Source organism: Sphingobium sp. AP49 (assembly GCF_000281715.2).
GTDB lineage: Bacteria > Pseudomonadota > Alphaproteobacteria > Sphingomonadales > Sphingomonadaceae > Sphingobium.
In genome coordinates this window covers 4,290,308-4,308,870 of sequence record NZ_CP124576.1, presented here as the reverse complement: position 1 = coordinate 4,308,870, position 18,563 = coordinate 4,290,308, and the positions used below count along the sequence as shown (strand labels likewise).

Below are 18,563 nucleotides of genomic sequence, written 5' to 3'. Positions count from 1 at the left end.
GCATAAGGGCCACTGGACCGGCCATGCATCACGGCTCGACCGGCTGACCGGCGCCAACTTCGGCAGTGATGATTATGCCCGTGAGGAACTGTGCGCCGAGATGGCCAGCGCCTTCATGTGCGCAGAGCTGGGCATCGTCCCGACCGTGCGTCATGCCGACTATATCGGCGGCTGGTTCGAGGTGTTGCGCGAGGATAATCGTGCCATCTTTCGCGCCGCCAGTCAGGCCAGCAAGGCGGCTCATTATCTGCTCGACTTTCTCCCGGCAGAGGGAGGCGAGCATGACTGATGCAAGGGCCAGGGAGGCGCTGCGCCGGACGCTGGCGAAAGCGTCTGAGCGCGACATGCATGTCGATGTCGATCCGGCTGTCCTTGATCGGTTGGAGGATGCGATACGGCGCTTGTCCCGCTTGCAGCGCGAGATCATGCTCGCGGTCCGGCTCGACGATATGGATTATGCCCAGATCGCCGAGCGCACCGGGCTCGGCCAGCGACAGGTCGAGGCGATGATGGTCCGTGCGCTGATCAATTTTCAGCGCAATCTGGCTGATCCAGATCGACATGCGTGGCGGCGATGGCTGGGCTGATCGGTGCGCGCGCGCCTGGCAATGCCGGGCGCGCTTTGCGCTTTCCTCTCATCGCGTTAGGAAGGTCGGGCATGAGGAACGAGCTTGATCATCTGCCCCAGACCAAACAGCAGGAGCTGGCCCATGTGGTGCGCGTGCTGTTCGAGGCGTTCGAGGCTGCCCAGGCGCGGCGAAACCAGAAATGGAACAAGCAGGCGCGCATCCTCAAGCTGATGCTCTACGGCTCCTATGCGCGCGGCGGCTGGGTCGAGGATCCGGTCAGCGGCTACACGTCGGATTATGACATACTGATCGTCGTCAATGACGAGCATCTGGTCGATTTTGAATATTGGTCGGCGGCCGAGGACCGGTTGATGCGCGACATGACGATCGCGGGCACGCTGAGCGCGCCGGTCAATTTCATCGTCCACTCGCTGTCTGATGTGAACCGCCAGCTGGAAAGGGGCGGCCTTTCTTCATCGATATCGTGCGCGATGGCATCCCGCTCTATGAGGCGGAGGGCTTCTGCTTCACCCAGCCGCGCGACCTGCCAGAGGATGAAGCGCGCGCCGAAGCGCAGGCGCATTTCACGCGATGGTTCGACAGCGCCAGCGGCTTTCTGAAGCAAGCTCTATTCGCGAAAGAGAATGGCCGGGCAAATATTGCAGCTTTTGAGTTCCATCAGGCGGCTGAACGGTTCTACCATTGTGTGCTGCTCACCCTGACCCTCTACAGCCCCAAGTCGCACAAGCTCAATTTCCTGCGCGGCCATGCCGAGGCGATCGCGCCAGCGCTGATCGAAGCCTGGCCGCGTGACGACAAGTTCAGTCGCCGCTGTTTCGAGCTGCTGCGTCAGGCCTATGTGAACGCCCGTTATTCCGAACAATATAGCGTGAGCGATGAAGAGCTGAACTGGCTGGGCGAACGGGTCGCCATTCTGCAGCAGCTGGTCGAGCAGGTCTGCGAACAACGATTGGCGCAAGGCTGAACCATCGCGTCAGTTTGCGGCGCGGATACGGCAATCTTCATAGGCAAGATCGTCGTTCAGAACGAATGCCACATAATCCCCATCGATGATCAGGGCGGCGTCGCTTGAACGATATTGCTGGCCGAGGGACGAGGCGCGCCGCGTCAGGCCAAGCTGCCGTCCTTCCATGAATATGCGGGCCACCTTTTCCCGCGCCTCGATCTGGAAACTGCGTCCTCCAGCGCAGACGACCATCGTAGGTTCCTCGCGCGGCTGGCTCTGAGCGCAAGCCGCTGAGGAAAGGGTTGCGACTATGATGGTCAGCAGCCCGCTTGCGTGCGTCCTGATGATCGGTCGGCGGATGTTGCTGTCCGAACGCATCGCCCCGTTATCCTCCGTTGCTTGGCGCGTCCCCTTAATCGCGCGGGGCGTCGTTCGTTCCCTCGCTCAGGGCATTGGCGATCATCGCGACCAGCGTTTCTTCTGCGCGCAAACGCACGGCACTATCCTTTGCCGCCAGATCATGGCGGATCCAGTCGGGCAGGCGAGTCACGGTCCTGGTCAGCAGGTCTATTGCAGCTTGGGTCATCTGCGGCGCTATGGCGGCTCAATCGGCTGGCGGCAATGCGTCCGCCTCGAACGCCCGGCGTCCGCGCCGCCGCCAGAGTAACAGATGCCGCTCGCGATCATCGTCACGCAGCTTTGCCGCGGCCTCGACGAGCATCCCGAGGATGACCGCGCGGTCATCATCCGTGAGCGTGACCAGCTCAGCCTTCACGACCAGACCGCCCAGCTCGATCAGATGCCGGGTGCGTTCGCGCCGCTTCACCTGCCAGTCCCGCCGATCATGTCGCGCCTGGCTCAGCTGCAGCCGATTGCGCGCGACCCTCACCCGGCGCAGCGCTGCCCGATTTGTCGCCAGCGCCTGGACCAGCGTCATGCCGCTGCCCTGAAAAGAAGGCCGCGCCCCGCTTGCGCCACGCCTCCCGCTCGGCGTCGCTACTGTTCGATACCGCCGCCAGCAGCGCCCCGGCCAGCTCCTCGGCGCTGAGCCCATCGGCCCCCGTCGCCATCACCAGCTCGCCAAGCTGGCTTTGCTTGCGGATCTTGAGTTGTCTGGCCTTGTCGTTGAGAGCTCTCAGCTCTGCATCATAGTCCCGTGGCTTGCGCATGGAGAATAGCCTCCTGTTGAGTGTGAGGCCATTCGGGTTATCGACCGTCTCGATCACGCTCAATGCGCTGAAATTTCCTGAGATTGTGCGATCCCGAGACAGATGAAATCTTTTGAGGGCGCGCTTATACATCGTGCCGACGTGCTGCTTTGGGTGTAAATGGTGCGCCATCATGGCGATCTACCATTTCTCGGTCAAAGTCATCTCGCGCGCCGTCGGCTCCTCGGCGCTGGCCGCGGCCGCCTATCGCTCCGCCTCCCGGCTGCACGATCAGCGGCTCGATCGCCACCATGACTTTTCCAACAAGGCCGGCGTCGTCCACAGCGAAGTGATGCTGCCCGACGGGGCGCCTGAAGAGTGGCAGGATCGCGAGCAACTGTGGAATGCTGCCGAGGCGGCCGAGATCCGCAAGGACGCGCAACTGGCGCGCGAAGTGGAGTTCGCCATTCCCCGCGAACTGTCCCAGGCTGAAGGCATCGCCCTGGCCCGTGACTTTGTCCAACGCGAGTTTGTTGATCAGGGCATGGTCGCCGATCTCAATGTCCATTGGGATGTGGGCGCTGATGGCGAACCCAAGCCCCATGCCCATGTGATGCTGGGCCTGCGCGAGGTGACGCAAGACGGCTTTGGCGCCAAGGTCCGCGACTGGAACAGCACGCAGCTTCTTACCCATTGGCGCGAGGCCTGGGCTGACCATGTCAATGAGCGCATGGCCGAACTGGATATCGATGCACGCATCGATCATCGCAGCCTGGACGCACAGGGCATCGAACTTGAGCCCCAGCACAAGATCGGCCCGGCCGCCTCGCGCATGGTGGAGCAAGGGCACGCCAGCGAGAGGCTCGAAGAGCATCACGATATTGCCCGCGCCAATGGCGAGAAGATCCTCGCCAATCCCAATATCGCCCTGGATGGCATTACCCACGGTCAGGCAACCTTCACCACCCGTGACCTCGCCATGTTCGTCCACCGCCATAGCGAGGGAAAGGATCAGTTCGATGCGATCATGGCGGCGGTCAAAGCCGCACCCGATCTGGTTGCGCTGGGCAAGGATGGGCGAGGGGAGGAGCGGTTCACCTCCCGCGGGATGCTGGAGACCGAACAGCGGCTCGAAAAGGCCACCGCCATGCTCGACGCGCGGCGGCATCATGGCGTCGCCGATCGCCATGTCGAACGCGCGCTGGCACAGGCCAGCGCAAGCGGGCTCGACCTCTCGGCCGAACAGCGTGGCGCGCTCGAGCATGTGACCGGCGCGAAGGATCTGAGCAATGTCATCGGCTATGCCGGCACCGGCAAGAGCGCGATGCTGGGCGTGGCCCGCGATGCATGGGAACTGGCCGGCTATGATGTGCGCGGCGCTGCGCTCTCGGGCATCGCTGCGGAAAATCTCGAAAGCGGGTCAGGCATAGCCTCGCGGACGATCGCAGGCATGGAGCATCAATGGGCGCAGGATCGTGAACTGCTGACCGACAGGTCGATTCTGGTGATCGACGAAGCCGGGATGATTGGCACCCGGCAGATGGAAAGAGTACGCAGGGAAGCAGAGAAGCGTGGCGCCAAGGTCGTCCTGGTCGGCGATCCCGAGCAGTTACAGGCTATCGAGGCCGGTGCATCCTTCCGCTCCATTGCCGAGCGCCATGGCAGCGTGGAGATAACGTCCATCCGCCGGCAGGAGCTGGACTGGCAGCGTGACGCCACCCGGGCGCTGGCGACCGGTCGGACGGATGAGGCGATCACTGCCTATGAAGAGAAGGGCCATGTCCATGCTGCCGAGACCAGAGAGGATGCGCGACGCAGCCTGATCGAGCGGTGGGACCGGGATCGCATCGCAGACCCACAGGCCAGCCGCATCATTCTCACCCACACCAATGACGCGGTGTATGACCTCAACCAGGCGGCCCGTGCGCGGCTCGGCGCCGCTGACATATTGGGAGAGGAGGTCCGCCTGACCGTCGCGCGTGGTGCGCGCAGCTTTGCTCAGGGCGATCGGGTCATGTTCTTGCGCAATGAGCGCAGCCTGGGCGTGAAGAATGGCAGTTTGGGCACCGTAGCCCAGGTAAGTCAGTTGGGCATGCGCGTGATGCTGGATGACGGTCGATCCGTTGGGTTCGACCATAAGGATTATGCCGACATCGATCATGGCTATGCCGCCACCATCCACAAGGCGCAGGGCATGACGGTGGACAAGGTCCATGTGCTGGCCACGCCAGGCCTTGATCGTCATGCCAGCTATGTAGCGCTCTCGCGTCATCGCCGATCGGTCGACATTCATTATGGCCGGGATGATTTTGCCGATCGGGGAAAGCTCGTGCGCACGCTCGGCCGCGAGCGGGGCAAGGATATGGCGTCGGATTATGATCAGGCGCGCGTGCCAGTGCGGCAGCCCGAGTCGAGCCCCTTTACAGGACTCAGGCTTAATGCTGCCCCGACCGTCGGAAAAGCGGCCGCACCACCGCCAGAGGTCACCACGGCGAGCGAAGTCGCAGCGGAGATCCCCGGTGCCATCCAGCATCACGCCCGCGCCGTACAAGCCATCTTCGCCATGCATGATCAGGGCAGCGCCATGACGCCTGACCAGGCAGCAGAGCTGGGCGCGGCGCGTAGAGGGCTCAACGACATTCGCGAGCATGCGGCTCGCGATGCGGAGGCCGCCTATATCCGTCGGCCATCGCTGATCGGTCGAGCGGCGCAGGGGGACACCGAGCCGGCGCGCCGCGCCATTCTGCAAGAGCGGGATGTTCGCGCCGATCCGAACCTGCGGGCAGATCGCTTTGTTGCTGACTGGAACCGGAAATCCCAGGCGGCTGAGCAGGCCTATGTTGATGGGGATGAGCCGCGGCGTCGGGTCATCCAGAACAGCATGCGTTCGATGGCGCTATCGTTGGAGCGCGATCCGCAACTTGAATCGGTCCTTGCCAATCGAAAGAGCCAACTGGGCATATCCGTAGAGGGCCGCCGGTCGCTGGCTGCCGATCTGGCGTTCAATCACGGGATTGATATCGAACGTGGGCGGGCAAGGGGAATTGGCATCGGCATGTGACGGGCGTCGTCTATGCGCCCGTTTCGGTCGTTCGGCAACATATTCGGCGATCCCGAAAGCAGCCATAGATCGGCGAGATTCTTCCCGACATTTTGTTGGGCGAGCCGAAACGGCAAATTCTACCGGTGACCAGGTTCGCGCAAAGCACCGATGTTCGCAATTGCAGGTGAAATGGTAACGGGATCGTCTGGTCCCACGCTTTCCCGCTCTCAGAATTCAGTAAGTCCAAGTTGCGTTGCGATTACTTTCAACTCTAGCTACTCTTCAAATGTCGCGATGGGGATCGCACGGCATAAGGGGCATCGGTTTGGCATCGCATCCATACATTTCTGGTCCCGGCAGCGTGGTTCAGATGATCGGCTACCTTCGAAAAAATTTCCCGGTGTCTGTCTCGTCTGAAACGGTCAAAAAATTTTCGCTTGCTCCAAACAACGAAAGCTATGTTATCAACGCATTGCAGTTCATTGGTGTCCTTGATGAAAAAGGCAAGAGAACCAAGATCGGACACGATGTTTTTGTCCTCGGTGAGGACGCTTTTCAGTCGGCATTTGAAGGTTTGATCAGAGATTCTTACAAGGATCTCTTTGAAATACGTGGCGACGATGCTTGGTCTTTAGGGCGGCAGGACCTTATATCATATTTTCGCACTACTGATAAGACTAGTGAAGTTATCGGAGGGCGACAGGCAGGTCTTTTTCAAGCATTCCGTACACTGGCCGGTCATGCTCAAGCTAACGAGACATCTCCGAAAAACGGCGTGCCCAAGACTAGGCAAATGAAAACACGCGCGACGTCTGCTAAGCGTACTAGGACAGCAGACGTGGTCATTGATACAGCTCGCTCTGGAGATACGCCCGATTTGAAACACGGTCCGAAAGATGGTCGTCGAGAGATGGCCATGACGGTACGGATCGAGATTAACCTGCCAGCGGGCGGTACACAAGAAACGTACGATGCCATATTCAAGAGCATCCGGGCGAACTTGATTGATGAGTGAGTCTTTGGTCGCATTCGAACGGCTGGTGCGTGCCGCGGCAAGCCTAGGCGTCACCTCTGATCTGAGCAGTAACGAGGTGCATCCGTTCGAGGAGCGGAATATACATCCGGCAATTGCGGTCACATCGATCAAGCTGTTTGATGACGGCCATTACTCTCAAGCAACATTTGAGGCGTTCAAATTTATCGACTTGGAGGTTAAGAAAATTTCAGGCGTTAATGAAAGCGGCCAGAAACTCATGATGGCCGCATTTTCAGATAACGCACCTAAGATAAAACTGACGCCTTTGCTGACAACGAGCGACATCGACGAGCAAAGTGGCTACCGTTTCATATTTGCTGGTGCCATGGCTGCCATACGCAATCCGCGTGGTCATGACATTAATGTTGATCCGATAGGCCGTTGCTTAGATCATCTTTCGCTTGCTTCTGTGCTGTTAAGGAGGTTGGAGGAGCGCCAAATTGACCCCTCGTAAACGAGCGAGGAAACGTTTGGGGAACGCGCGTTAGCTGAATTTACCTTATCAGCATTTCCTTGCTTGGAGCATGAATTCTGCTGTTTAATTGATCCAGCGATGTCAGCTTTTTGTGATCTGCGTTTCATAAGCTGCCTGACTGAAATCGGCCAAAATGAGACATCGCGCTTGCACTGGTTATCGAGCTGGGGGTGTAGGAATTTCGGTTAAGCGAAACATCTGCACGTCTCATCACATATTGTTCTTTATGGGGGTACTGCAAGGGGACTGTTCGGAAGGTTGTTGGGAAATATCACGAAACATCATTGTGTTAGTCTTGTCCTGAGGCCCGTGAGAGATCCTACTCCCGCAACCAACACCAACAGACCAAACCGTCTCGGATCATCCCGGGGCGGCTTTTTATGTCTTCTCTAAACCCATATGCGCCCTCGTCAGACCCAAAAGCCGCGCATCTCGGCTCATCCCAGCTGACCTGAACCATCGTCAGCCGCTTCAGCACAAGCAACACCAACCGCTCCATCCCCCGTTGCGAACAGAAGATGATCGATTACTGCCGCGAGATGGCCCCGCATGGCCGCACGTGCCGCGTCCGGATCACGCGATCGGATCGCCAGAGCAATGGCGCGATGCTCCTCAACCACCGGCGTCACCTTGGCTGTCCGTGCCTTGGCCAGCAGCAGGCGGGTTTCCGGTGAGCTCCGCCGCATCTCCCAAAGCCGCCCGATGATTTCGATCAGCGCGGCGTTGCGGGTCGCCTGAGCAATCAGCATATGGAAGTCGCGATCGACCTCATAGGCGTCACCATGGTGCAGATTGGCGCTGGCTATGCGCTCCACCAGCATATCCAGCATGTCCAGTTCGTCGTCCTGGATATGCCGGGCAGCGAGCGCCGCAGCCTCGCCCTCGATCGCCAGCCGGGCCTCCATCATCTCGAAGGCGGTGATGCTGAAGCCCGGTGCATCGACCTGGCCCGGGATGCGCACGACATAGGCGCCCGACCCGATCCGGACCTCGACCAATCCCTGGACCTCCAGCGCGATGATCGCCTCACGGACGGTGGGGCGGCTGACATCATGGTCGATCGCCAGTTCGCGTTCGGGTGGCAGCCGGTCGCCAACTGCATATTGTCCGCTCGCCAGTTGCGCGAATAGCTTGCGGGCGAGCTGCTGATACAGCCGGCCGCCGCCTTCATGGCTCCAGCCTGGCAGAGCCGGGTCGATCGGGGGAAGGGGCGCGCTCATAATCGCCCACATCCCTGCACCAATCCCGTTCCGGATTGAAGCCCCACCTTAAACCGGCAGCGCAATCATCGATATCTGCCGGCCATAATCGCCTTCGCCGCGGTGGCAGGACCGCCGATAGCTGTAGAAGCGCTCGGGTTGGCTATAGGTGTCCTCGTCAAGCAGCGTGATCTGGCCAATCCCGCCCGCCTGCAGTCGCGAGGCGACATAGGCGGCAATGTCGAACTGGCAGTGGCCCGGCCGGCCGGCACCGAAGAAGCGCGCATTGTCTGCGTTGTCGCGTTCAAACCGCTCGGCAAAATCGAGCGTCACCTCATAGGCGGCGCGCCCTATGCACGGGCCGATCGCGCAGGCGATGCCGTCGCGCGATGCGCCCAGGGCCTCCATCGCCGCGATGGTGCTGTCGGTCACGCCCGCGATCGCGCCTTTCCATCCCGCATGGGCGGCGCCGATCACGCCGGCCTTGGCGTCGACGAACAGCACGGGCACGCAATCGGCGGTCAATATGCCCAGGATCAGCCCGGGGGTGCGGGTCACCATCGCGTCTGCATCCGGGCGTTCCGTCTCGGCGATTGGCGCGGTCACGGTCACCACATCGGCCGAATGCACCTGCCGCACGGTCACCAGCGTCGCGCCCGGCAGGAGCGCGTCGCGCGCCAGATCCCGGTTGCGGAGCACCGCCAGCCGGTCATCCTCTGATCCCAGGCCGACGTTCAGGCCGGCGCATATGCCGGTTGAAACGCCGCCGCTTCTTCCGGCAAAGCCATGGGGCAGCGTGCCCAGGCTGGGCGCCCGCAGCAACTCGATCATAAAATTTCCTTCGCGCGATCAGTGAAGAAGCATGTCTCAGAAGCGCAACATACTTGCGCATGGCGGATTAGGCGATAGTCTCCCGTCCCACAGAATAAGGGGGGGCGGCTGACGCGTCGCCCGGGCAGAAGACTCCAATAAAGGGTTTCATTGATGATTTTCGGGCGCGTTAAGCCTCTCGACGCCATATTGGCGACGGCAGAGAAAAAATCACTGCATCGCTCGCTGGGCGCATTCCAACTCACCATGCTGGGTATCGGCGCCGTGATCGGCACCGGCATCTTCGTGCTGACCGCCGAAGCGGCGCAGAAGGCGGGGCCGGGCATGATGCTCTCCTTCGTCATCGCCGGCTTCGTCTGCGCGGTCGCCGCGCTGTGCTATGCCGAAATGGCCGCCATGGTTCCGGTATCGGGATCGGCCTATACCTACAGCTATGCGGTGATGGGCGAACTGATCGCCTGGATGGTCGGCTGGGCGCTGATCCTCGAATATGCGGTCGCCGCCGGCGCTGTGTCGGTGGGCTGGTCCGGCTATGTGGTCGGCCTCATTGAACATACATTCCATCTCGACATACCCGATCTTTTGACGCGCGGGCCGTTCGACGGGGGCATGGTCAACCTGCCGGCGATGCTGATCGCGTCGCTCGTCACCTGGCTGCTGGTCATCGGCACCAAGGAAAGTGCCACCGTCAACGCGGTGCTGGTGTTGATCAAGGTGTCGGCGCTGACGCTGTTCATCGTCCTGTCGGTGCCGGTCATGAACATGGACGGCTTCACGCCCTTCATGCCGCTCGGTTTCTCGGGCGTGTCGGCCGCCGCTGCCTCGATCTTCTTCGCCTATGTCGGCTTCGATGCGGTCTCGACCGCGGCGGAGGAAACCAAGAATCCGCAGCGCAACATGCCGATCGGCCTCATTGGCTCGCTCGCCATCTGCACCGTCTTCTACATGCTGGTTGCCGCTGGCGTCATCGGCACCGTCGGCGCACAGCCGGTTGCCGGCCCGGCCGGTGAAGTGCTCGCCCCTGGTTCGACGGCGCTTTCGCAGCAATGCGCTGCGCTGGCCGCTGCTGGTACCGAAGCGGTCACCTGCTCGAAGGAGGCGCTCGCCTGGACGCTGCGTGAAATCGGCTGGCCCCAGATCGGCAACCTGCTCGGCCTCGCCGCCGGCCTGGCATTGCCCTCGGTCATCCTGATGATGATGTTCGGCCAGACCCGCATCTTCTTCGTCATGAGCCGCGATGGCCTGCTGCCGGAGCTGTTCTCGAAGGTGCACCCGACCTACAAGACGCCGCACGTCATCACCATCCTGACCGGCATTTTCGTGGCCCTGTTCGCTGCCTTCTTCCCGGTCGGCATCCTGGCCGACATCTCCAACTCGGGTACGCTCTTCGCCTTTGCCGCCGTGTCGATCGCGGTGATGGTGCTGCGCAAGACCGACGCCGGCCGCGCGCGTCCGTTCCGGACCCCGGCGGTCAACGTCACCGCGCCGATCGCGATCGCGGGCTGTGCCTATCTGTTCTGGAGCCTGGGCGTCGAGACCAAGCTGATGTTCGTGGGCTGGGCGACGATCGGTCTGATCGTCTATTTCGCCTATAGCCGCGGTCGCAGCCATGTCGGTCGCGGCATCGTCGAGGTGGCCGAAAATGGTGCGGGCATTCCGCCCCAGCCGGTCCCGCCGCTGCCGGGCGCCCATACGCCGGGCGGTCAGGACGCTTGATCTGGTCGATCGAAACATAAAAAAAGGGGCGGGAAACCGCCCCTTTTTTTATGTCCGGGCCGTGGCGCTCAGTGCATCGCCTCATACTCGTCGCGCAAGGCATTGAGGTGGGGGCGGGTGAAAAGCCTGCCGCGTTCGGCCCAGAACACGATCAGCAGCGATCCCGATCCAAAGACCAGCAAGCCCAGGGTAAAGGGCAGGGTCGTGCCATCGAACGCCCGGCCGACCAGGCTGCCGAGCGCGCTCGACAAGGCGGTGGTCAGGAAGGCCTGGAAGGAAGAGGCGACACCCGCCCCCTTGGAGAAAGGTTCCATCGAGATCGCGCTGAAATTGGACGCGGTGAAGGCGACCGTCATCATCGTCATCGCCTGCAGCACCATGAAGGTGACGATCGTTTCCCGGTCGGTCAGAATCACCGCCAGATGCACCGCGGCGATCAGGATGAAGGCGATCAGCGCGCTTTGGCTGAGCCTGCGGGCACCGAAGCGAGAGACCAGCCGGCTGTTGACCAGGCTACCGATTCCCATGCTGCCCGCGATCGTCGCAAAGGCGAGCGGAAAGATCGTCTGCGCATGGAAGACGTCGAAGAAGATCTGCTGCACCGACAGGATGAAGCCAATCAGGCCGCTCATCACCACGCCGCTGGCCAGCATATAACCGATCGAACTGCGCGTGCGAAAGATCGTGCCGACCGTATGGCCGATTGCCTTGAGGCTGATGCGCATCCGGTTGTCGGGATGGAGCGTCTCTGGCAGCCGCCATGTCATCCAACCCAGGATCGCGGTCGCAAGGATCGCCAGCACCCAGAAGATCCAGCGCCATGGTGCGATCCACAGGATCGCCTGACCGAAGCTGGGCGCCATCACCGGGATCAGCATGAATACCGCGAAGATCAGTGACATGACCCGTGCCATCGCATCGCCCTTGAACCGATCACGGATGATGCCGACGGTGATGACCCGGCTCGCCCCGGCGAAGAAACCGGCACAGGCACGGGCGGCCAGCAGCATCGGAAAACTGTGTGCGCCCGCGCAGGCGATCGAGGAAATGATGAACAGCATCATCGCGCTGCCCAGCACCCGCTTCCGCCCGAACTGGTCGGACAACACGCCAAACAGCAGCGACCCCACCCCTAGCCCCATGAAATAGATGCTGATGATCAACTGTCGGTCATTGGGGTGCGGGACATGCAGGTCGCGACCGATATCCGGAAGCGCGGGCAGCATCGGATCGATCGACAGGGCATTCATCGCCATCAGGCACGCGCACAGCAGCACGAACTCGCGGAAATGAATATCCTTTGCGGCGGACTGCGCGCCCGTGGGGGAGTTTTCGGCCATGCTCGGGCCTATGCGGACAATCGCGCGACGATGCCAGCCCTTATCGCGTTGCCTCACACCGGGGGCTCCTTGATCCGTTAACCCTGTCTGGATCAGGCGGCACGGGCGGAGATGTCATTTTTCCGCGTAGGCGCGTTAACCAATTTTTATCGGCTGCCGGTCCAACCTGTCGATCAATCGCAAAACCAAGGGTCGAACATTGGATTAGATATTCAGGGGGTATGTCATGGCGAACAGTCTAAAAAGTGCGCAGTTTCTGATGGAAAGCCGGTTGGCCCATGCGGCTGGTGGTTCGGCAGAAGCCTGTTTCGAGCTGGGCGTGGCCTATAGCTGCGGGACCAACGGCATGCCGGTCGATCTGGTCGAAGCGCATAAATGGTTCAACCTTGCCGCCCGCAGTGGCAGCGAACTGGGGCAGAGCATGCGGGCCGAGATTGCCGAGGAAATGACCGCACGCGAAATCGCCGAAGCCCAGCGCCAGGCACGCGCCTGGATCGTGGCCACGGAAATCCGCGCGGCTTGACGGTCTAGCTGCCGCCCTTGCGGAAGGGCGTCCGTTCGCACAACCATGCCCGGTCGCGCTGTATATCTTCCCGTTCGGCGTCGAGAAAGCCGGCCACCGCGCGGCGAAAGCCGGCATTGGGAATATGATGCGCTGAATAGGTCGGCTGCGGCGTGTAGCCGCGCGCCAGCTTATGCCCGCCCTGTGCCCCGGCTTCGACCCGGCCCAGGCCACGTGTGATCGCAGCATCGATCGCCTGATAATAGCATAGCTCGAAATGCAGATTGGGGACCTCTTCGATGCAGCCCCAATAGCGGCCATATAGGCTATCCGTGCCGATCAGGTTGAGCGCCCCGGCAATCGCCCGTCCATCGCGCCGGGCCAGCATCAGTAGCACCTTGTCCGCCATCGTCTCGCCCAGGATCGAGAAAAAGGACCGGGTCAGATAGGGCTGCCCCCATTTGCGCGCGCCGGTATCCTGATAGAAATCCCAGAAAATATCCCAATGGGCTTCGGTCAGATCGCGGCCGGTCAGGTGGATGATGTCCAGCCCCTCGACTGCGCGCCGTCGTTCCTTGCGGATATTCTTGCGCTTCTCGCTCGACAGGTCTGCCAGGAAGTCGTCGAACCCGGCATAGCCCTTATTGTGCCAGTGGAACTGGCTGTCCTCGCGGATCAGCCAACCCGCCGCCTCGAACATGGCGATCTGATCGGGATGGATGAAGGTCGCATGGGCCGATGACAGCGCGTTGCGCTCGACCACAGTCTCGATTCCCGCGATCAGCGCCGGCCCCAGCATCGAATCGCGCAGCAGCAGGCGGGGGCCGGGCACGGGCGAGAAGGGCGCAGCGATCTGGATCTTGGGATAATATTGGCCGCCCGCCCGTTCCCAGGCATCGGCCCAGCCATGGTCGAACACATATTCGCCCTGGCTGTGCATCTTGGCATAGAGTGGCGCGGCGGCGGCGATGGCGCCATCCGGCCCGTCGATGACGATCGGCAGCGGCTGCCAGCCGGTGCCGGGTCCGACGCTTTCCGATCGCTCCAGCGCGGTCAGGAAATCCCAGCTGACGAAGGGGTTGGCGTCGCCGGCGCAGGCGTCCCACTGGTCCCGGGGCAGATCGGCGACACCGCCGGCGATGCGCGCGACGAATTCGCTCATGCCGGCCCCTCGAAGATGATCTGGTCGGCATGGACAGCGGCGATGGCTCGCTGCGCGTCGCTGCGCACCGTCCAACTCAGCACCGGCAGCCCCCGGCGACGGGCGGTGGCGGCAAAATGGAAAGGCAAGTCGCGGATATCACAGGCCAGAAAATCGGGATTGGCCAGCCAAAGTGCAAGGGTGCGGCCGACAATCGCGTGCAGATGCGTCTTGTCCTGGCTACTATTCACCAGCCCGCGCAGGACGCCGGGCCGGTGCCGTGCGAACCAGCGCATTGCCAGCGGATGGAACGACATGACCGCCACCGGCTGGTCGCGCCCGTCGATCGCATCCGCCACGGCGGCACAGATCGGCACGACATTGCGCCCCCTGGCCTTGATCTCGACCAGCAGCGGCGTTTGTGCGCATACATCCAGCAGCCTGGCAAGGCGTGGGATCGCCCCGCCATCGGGCAGGCGCAACATGTCGATATCGGCCGAAGCGCATTCCGCCAGAGTGCCCGGATGTCCGGTCATCCGCATCAGGCTGGTGTCATGAAAGACGAAGGGAACGCCGTCGCGGCTCAACTGGACATCGCATTCGATGCCTAGCCCCAGGGCGATGGCGGCGTGGAAGGCCGCCATGCCATTTTCGCTGACCCCCGCCCCGTGCAGCCCGCGATGGGCGAAGGGGCGGGCGATCAGCCAGTCAGGCCTCTCAGGCCGCAGGACGAACCTGCACGATCGCGTCGATCTCGACGGCCGCGCCCAGTGGCAGCACCGGCACGCCGACCGCGCTGCGCGCATGCTTGCCGGCTTCGCCGAACACCGCGACCATCAGTTCGGACGCGCCATTGGCGACCTTGGGCTGGTCGGTGAAGCCCGGTGCGCTGGCGATGAAGGCGCCCAGCTTGACGATCCGCTCGACCCGGTCGAGGTCGCCGCCCAATGCTGCCTTCATCTGCGCGATGAGGTTCAGGCCACAGGCGCGCGCTGCCTCGACGCCATAATCGAGGTCGCGGTCCTCGCCCAGGCGGCCGGTCATCAACTGCCCGTCCTTGAGCGCGATCTGGCCGGAAATATGCAGCAGGCCATTGACCTCGACCGCCGGCACATAGGCGGCGACCGGCGCGGCGGCGGCAGGCAGGGTGATGCCGAGTTCGGCAAGGCGGGCGTCGATGCTCATGCAATGGCTCCATTCAGGGGCGTTGAAATGGTGGGGGCAGGCCCTTCGGCCAGCCGCGCGATGATCCAGGCTTCGGCGCTGGCCCAGTCGTCGATCCGGGCATGGGCCTTGTCCGCGACTGGAATGTCGGCGATTTCGGGTTCACCGACCATGTGCAGCCGCCACACATCCGGCGCATGTCGCGCGACGGAGGCGTGGTGCTCACCCAGATCGTCGATGAACAGGGCACAGCTCGGCTGGCGTTCGGCCAGGATGGCGGCCAGCTTGCGTCCCTTGCCGCCATGATTCCAGTGGACCGGCAGATCAAGGCCATGGCTCGCCAACTGCGCCACGCGCAACTGATGGTGGCGCTCGCCGATATTGGTCAACACTTCGATATCGGCGATCTGGGCCAGCCGCTGCAATGCCGCGATCGCGCCGCTGATCGGCGTCTGCCGAACCATTTCCGTATCGAAAAAGGCGACCAGCAATTCCCACACCAGCTCGCGTTCCAGCGGCAGGCCGCTGTCCTTGTGACGCAACGCCTCGCTGAACCCCTGTTCGCGCATGTCGAAATGCACGTCATGCGTTTCGTCCAGCCAGTGGCGGAACGGCACCACCATGTGCAGCAGCACCTCGTCGCAGTCGGTAATGATCAGCGGACGGCTCATCGGCTCAATCTCTCCTTCGCGGCGATCAGCGCCGCCGGGCTGCTGTCGATCGCCTCGGCACAGGCGACCAGGTCGGGTTCATGATCGGCCAGGAAGGCGAGTATGGCGGCCAGTATCGCCGGGTCGCCAGCGCCCTGGCGCAGCGCCGCCGCGTCCAGCCCGGTCAGCCCCAGCAATCGGTCTGCCCGTCGGTCGTCCGCCACCGTCCAGGCCAGCGCCATCAGCGCCAGCGTGGGGGCATCGGGATGGCCGTCACCATCGGTCTCCTTCTTGCCATTTGGGATGTCGGATCGCATGATTTGGTTCTCTGGGCTGGGGCGGCTATAGAGCAGCCTTCCAAGTGGCAGTGCGGGTGACTGGTGGCAAAGCGCGTGCTCGTTGTCGAGGACAACGAACTTAACCTTAAACTTTTTTGCGACCTGCTGCGTGCGCACGGGCATGAGGTGCTGCCTCTGCGCGACGGCCGGGATGTGCTGGCGCAGGCGCGCGACTTCGGTCCGGATCTCGTCATCACCGACATACATCTGCCGCATGTCAGCGGCCTCGATCTCATCATATCGCTCAAGGCCGACGATCGGCTGTCGCTGGTGCCGATCATGGCGGTAACGGCCTATGCCGGCAAGGGCGACGAGGATCGGATTCGCGCTGCCGGGGCGCAGGCCTATGTATCCAAGCCGATTTCGGTGCTGCGTTTCGTCGAGCAGGTGAACGCGCTGCTCTAGGCGGCATGTCGTCACAAATGCGTCATCCCCTGGTCGCGACACTGACATCATAGCGCAGTTTGCGCGTCATTCTCCTCTGTCACGTCATGCGCGCCAAGGGCGCGGCGGTCATGCCGGCGCTCGCATGCACAGGGGTATTGTATCATGTCTCATCTGACCGACGAGGCGCGCGCGGCTTTCCGCGATGCGCAGCCCACGATTGTTGCGGGCGAAGACAGTCTGGAAGCCATCGTCGCGGCCAATCCGGGCCGCCGCTCCGTCCTGAAGAACGGCCTGCTCGGCCTGTCCGTCCTGCCGATGCTGGGGGCGCTGGCCGCCTGCGACGATGACGACGACGACAGCACGCCGGCGCCCACGCCGACCCCGACACCCACCCCCACGCCGACCCCCACGCCCAGCTATGGCATCGCCTTCACCTCGGTCGCGATCAACACCAACGACACCGTGACCGTGCCGTCGGGCTATACCGTCGATGTGCTGCTCAAGGCCGGCGACCTGGTCGAAGCCGGCACCGCCTTCGCCAACGGCACCTTCCCGACCAATGTCAGCCAGACCGCGGCCTGGGCCGGCGGCAATCATGACGGCATGGAATATTTCGAACTGACCGGCACGGACGCCAATGCCGGCGGCCTGCTCGCGATCAATTTCGAGCTGCCCGACTATAATATCCTGTTCGCCAGCGGCAGCTACAACGCGTCGACCGCCACCGCCGACCAGAAGGCGATCGCGCTTTCGGCCGTCGGCATCGCCGTCGTCGAAGTGACCAAGGGCACCGACGGCAAGTTCGCGGTCAAGGCCGGGTCGAAATATAATAAGCGCTATAGCGGCAACACCGACTATCGCGTCGGCGGCCCGGCTGCCGGCGTCCTGCCCGGCACGATCCGCGGCATGCTCAACAACTGCTCCTCGGGCCGGACCCCCTGGGGCACCTACCTCACCTGCGAGGAAACGACGAACAATTATCTCGATCCGACCCAGCCCAACACCAGCTATGGCTGGGTGGTCGAGATCGATCCCTTCCAGGAACTGGCCCCCGCGACCAAGCGCACCGCGCTCGGCCGTTTCAGCCATGAAAATGTCGCCCACATGACCGACGCCGGCAACCGCGTCGCCTTCTACATGGGCGATGATTCGACCCCGGGCTGCATCTACAAGTTCGTGCCGGACCGCGCCTTCAGCAGCAGCAATCGGGCCGCCAACACCGACCTGCTCGACTATGGCACCCTCTATGTCGCCCGCTTCAACGCCGACGGCACGGGCGAATGGCGCGCGCTGGTCCAGGGCCAGAACGGCCTGGTCGCCGGTGCGTCCGATCCGGGCAATGTCAGCCAGTCGACCACGCCGCCGGCCCCGGTCACGGTCAATTTCAACAACCAGGCTGACGTGCTGGTCAATGCCCAGTCGGCCGCCCGCGTCGCCGGTGGTACCATCATGGACCGTCCGGAATGGATCACGGTGGCGCCCAACAAGCAGGCGATCTTCGTCACCCTGACCAACAATAGCGGCCGTCGCGTCACCGATGCGGCTGATCCGCGCGTCACCAACCTGCATGGCCATATCATCAGGTTCCGTGAAAATGGCGACTCGCCGCTGGCGACCGCCTTCACCTGGAGCATTTTCCTGCTCGCCGGCAATCCGTCGCTCGCGGAGGATAATCTCAAGGGCAATATCAGCGGCGATTATTTCTCCAGCCCCGACGGCATCCGCATCGATCCCCAAGGTCGGCTGTGGGTCCAGACCGACCATAATCTCACCGGCAATGCCGGTACGCTGAACGGCGCCGCCACCAACATGACCGGGGCGTTCGGTAATAACTCGATGTATTATATCGACCAGACCAGCAAGCAGTCGAAGCGCTTCCTGGTCGGCCCGGCGGGCTGCGAGATCACCGGCATCGCCTACACGCCGGACTTGAAGAACTTCTTCATCAACATCCAGCATCCGACCGGCAACTGGCCGGTGGCGGGGCAGCAGCCCCGTTCCTCGACCATCGTGGTGCGCCGTACCGACGGCCAGCCGGTCGGCAACTGACGGCATCG

22 protein-coding genes and 1 pseudogene are annotated in these 18,563 nt (G+C 62.5%); 11 read left to right on the top strand and 12 right to left on the bottom strand.

Going from position 1 to position 18,563, the window contains the following annotated elements:
• Positions 1–7: 7 nt before the first annotated feature.
• From PMI04_RS20375 to PMI04_RS21280, 4 genes and pseudogenes are all read left to right on the top strand, one after another.
• Positions 8–289 (top strand): annotated as a pseudogene (locus tag PMI04_RS20375) (zincin-like metallopeptidase domain-containing protein); the annotation flags it as partial.
• A complete protein-coding gene (locus tag PMI04_RS20370) occupies positions 282–587 on the top strand; it encodes a sigma-70 region 4 domain-containing protein (protein ID WP_007711092.1) in 306 nt (101 codons plus the stop codon). The pseudogene PMI04_RS20375 and the gene PMI04_RS20370, both read left to right, overlap by 8 nt.
• A complete protein-coding gene (locus tag PMI04_RS21285) occupies positions 575–1,189 on the top strand; it encodes a nucleotidyltransferase domain-containing protein (RefSeq protein ID WP_349293590.1) in 615 nt (204 codons plus the stop codon). Before PMI04_RS20370 ends, PMI04_RS21285 begins: the two co-directional genes overlap by 13 nt.
• Entirely contained in the window at positions 1,114–1,554 is a 441-nt protein-coding gene (locus PMI04_RS21280; protein ID WP_349293601.1) for a HEPN domain-containing protein, read from the top strand. The genes PMI04_RS21285 and PMI04_RS21280 overlap by 76 nt, the downstream gene beginning before the upstream one ends.
• A gap of 9 nt (positions 1,555–1,563) precedes the next feature.
• Here PMI04_RS21280 and PMI04_RS20360 read toward each other — a convergent pair whose 3' ends face one another.
• From PMI04_RS20360 to PMI04_RS20345, 4 genes are read right to left on the bottom strand one after another with little or no spacing between them, the layout of a single operon-like run.
• Positions 1,564–1,914, bottom strand: a complete 351-nt coding sequence (locus PMI04_RS20360; protein ID WP_157178141.1) for a hypothetical protein — start codon at positions 1,912–1,914, stop codon at positions 1,564–1,566.
• A gap of 34 nt (positions 1,915–1,948) precedes the next feature.
• Positions 1,949–2,122 carry a hypothetical protein gene (locus PMI04_RS20355; protein WP_007711100.1) on the bottom strand — a complete coding sequence of 58 codons (174 nt, stop codon included), beginning with the start codon at positions 2,120–2,122 and terminating at the stop codon, positions 1,949–1,951.
• 18 nt (positions 2,123–2,140) lie between these two features.
• Positions 2,141–2,362, bottom strand: a complete 222-nt coding sequence (locus tag PMI04_RS20350; RefSeq protein ID WP_007711102.1) for a conjugal transfer protein TraD — start codon at positions 2,360–2,362, stop codon at positions 2,141–2,143.
• A 16-nt stretch (positions 2,363–2,378) separates the two neighbouring features.
• Positions 2,379–2,705, bottom strand: coding sequence for a conjugal transfer protein TraD (locus PMI04_RS20345; protein ID WP_007711105.1), 327 nt, complete (start codon positions 2,703–2,705; stop codon positions 2,379–2,381).
• A 172-nt stretch (positions 2,706–2,877) separates the two neighbouring features.
• Here PMI04_RS20345 and traA point away from each other — a divergent pair, with 172 nt between their 5' ends.
• The 3 genes from traA to PMI04_RS20330 all read left to right on the top strand — a co-directional run bounded on the left by traA (position 2,878) and on the right by PMI04_RS20330 (position 7,217).
• A complete protein-coding gene (gene traA, locus PMI04_RS20340; protein WP_007711107.1) occupies positions 2,878–5,745 on the top strand; it encodes a Ti-type conjugative transfer relaxase TraA in 2,868 nt (955 codons plus the stop codon).
• A gap of 307 nt (positions 5,746–6,052) precedes the next feature.
• Positions 6,053–6,742 (top strand): DUF5343 domain-containing protein, encoded by a 690-nt coding sequence (locus PMI04_RS20335; protein WP_157178142.1) that lies wholly within the window; start codon positions 6,053–6,055, stop codon positions 6,740–6,742.
• On the top strand, positions 6,735–7,217 hold the full coding sequence (locus tag PMI04_RS20330; RefSeq protein ID WP_037486634.1) for a TIGR02391 family protein: 483 nt from the start codon (positions 6,735–6,737) through the stop codon (positions 7,215–7,217). The genes PMI04_RS20335 and PMI04_RS20330 overlap by 8 nt, the downstream gene beginning before the upstream one ends.
• 458 nt (positions 7,218–7,675) lie before the next feature.
• On the opposite strand, the gene PMI04_RS20325 is transcribed toward PMI04_RS20330, so the two are convergent.
• Both PMI04_RS20325 and pgeF read right to left on the bottom strand, forming a co-directional pair.
• Entirely contained in the window at positions 7,676–8,458 is a 783-nt protein-coding gene (locus tag PMI04_RS20325; RefSeq protein WP_052028071.1) for a FadR/GntR family transcriptional regulator, read from the bottom strand.
• Between the two features lie 48 nt (positions 8,459–8,506).
• Positions 8,507–9,268: a peptidoglycan editing factor PgeF gene (gene pgeF, locus PMI04_RS20320; RefSeq protein ID WP_007711113.1), complete on the bottom strand. Its 762-nt coding sequence runs from the start codon at positions 9,266–9,268 to the stop codon at positions 8,507–8,509.
• A gap of 153 nt (positions 9,269–9,421) precedes the next feature.
• Between pgeF and PMI04_RS20315 the strand changes: the two genes are divergently transcribed.
• Entirely contained in the window at positions 9,422–10,984 is a 1,563-nt protein-coding gene (locus PMI04_RS20315; RefSeq protein WP_007711115.1) for an amino acid permease, read from the top strand.
• 68 nt (positions 10,985–11,052) lie between these two features.
• On the opposite strand, the gene PMI04_RS20310 is transcribed toward PMI04_RS20315, so the two are convergent.
• Positions 11,053–12,324: a multidrug effflux MFS transporter gene (locus PMI04_RS20310; RefSeq protein WP_007711121.1), complete on the bottom strand. Its 1,272-nt coding sequence runs from the start codon at positions 12,322–12,324 to the stop codon at positions 11,053–11,055.
• Positions 12,325–12,550: 226 nt separating this feature from the next.
• Here PMI04_RS20310 and PMI04_RS20305 point away from each other — a divergent pair, with 226 nt between their 5' ends.
• Positions 12,551–12,847, top strand: a complete 297-nt coding sequence (locus PMI04_RS20305; protein ID WP_007711123.1) for an SEL1-like repeat protein — start codon at positions 12,551–12,553, stop codon at positions 12,845–12,847.
• Between the two features lie 4 nt (positions 12,848–12,851).
• Here the strand turns inward: PMI04_RS20305 and PMI04_RS20300 are convergent, their stop codons facing one another.
• The 5 genes from PMI04_RS20300 to PMI04_RS20280 are packed head-to-tail and all read right to left on the bottom strand — an operon-like array spanning position 12,852 to position 16,098.
• Complete coding sequence (locus PMI04_RS20300; RefSeq protein ID WP_283184821.1) at positions 12,852–13,988, bottom strand: GNAT family N-acetyltransferase; 1,137 nt, start codon at positions 13,986–13,988, stop codon at positions 12,852–12,854.
• Positions 13,985–14,641, bottom strand: coding sequence for a glycerophosphodiester phosphodiesterase family protein (locus PMI04_RS20295; protein ID WP_283184882.1), 657 nt, complete (start codon positions 14,639–14,641; stop codon positions 13,985–13,987). The genes PMI04_RS20300 and PMI04_RS20295 overlap by 4 nt, the downstream gene beginning before the upstream one ends.
• Before the next feature lie 43 nt (positions 14,642–14,684).
• Positions 14,685–15,152, bottom strand: coding sequence for a RidA family protein (locus tag PMI04_RS20290; RefSeq protein ID WP_007715324.1), 468 nt, complete (start codon positions 15,150–15,152; stop codon positions 14,685–14,687).
• Positions 15,149–15,802 (bottom strand): hypothetical protein, encoded by a 654-nt coding sequence (locus PMI04_RS20285; RefSeq protein ID WP_007715326.1) that lies wholly within the window; start codon positions 15,800–15,802, stop codon positions 15,149–15,151. The genes PMI04_RS20290 and PMI04_RS20285 overlap by 4 nt, the downstream gene beginning before the upstream one ends.
• Positions 15,799–16,098 carry a DUF3572 domain-containing protein gene (locus PMI04_RS20280; RefSeq protein WP_007715328.1) on the bottom strand — a complete coding sequence of 100 codons (300 nt, stop codon included), beginning with the start codon at positions 16,096–16,098 and terminating at the stop codon, positions 15,799–15,801. The genes PMI04_RS20285 and PMI04_RS20280 overlap by 4 nt, the downstream gene beginning before the upstream one ends.
• A gap of 63 nt (positions 16,099–16,161) precedes the next feature.
• Between PMI04_RS20280 and PMI04_RS20275 the strand changes: the two genes are divergently transcribed.
• Together PMI04_RS20275 and PMI04_RS20270 are read left to right on the top strand one after the other, a co-directional pair.
• Entirely contained in the window at positions 16,162–16,524 is a 363-nt protein-coding gene (locus PMI04_RS20275; RefSeq protein WP_193378320.1) for a response regulator, read from the top strand.
• Between the two features lie 144 nt (positions 16,525–16,668).
• On the top strand, positions 16,669–18,555 hold the full coding sequence (locus tag PMI04_RS20270) for an alkaline phosphatase PhoX (protein ID WP_007715332.1): 1,887 nt from the start codon (positions 16,669–16,671) through the stop codon (positions 18,553–18,555).
• The last annotated feature ends 8 nt before the right edge of the window (positions 18,556–18,563 follow it).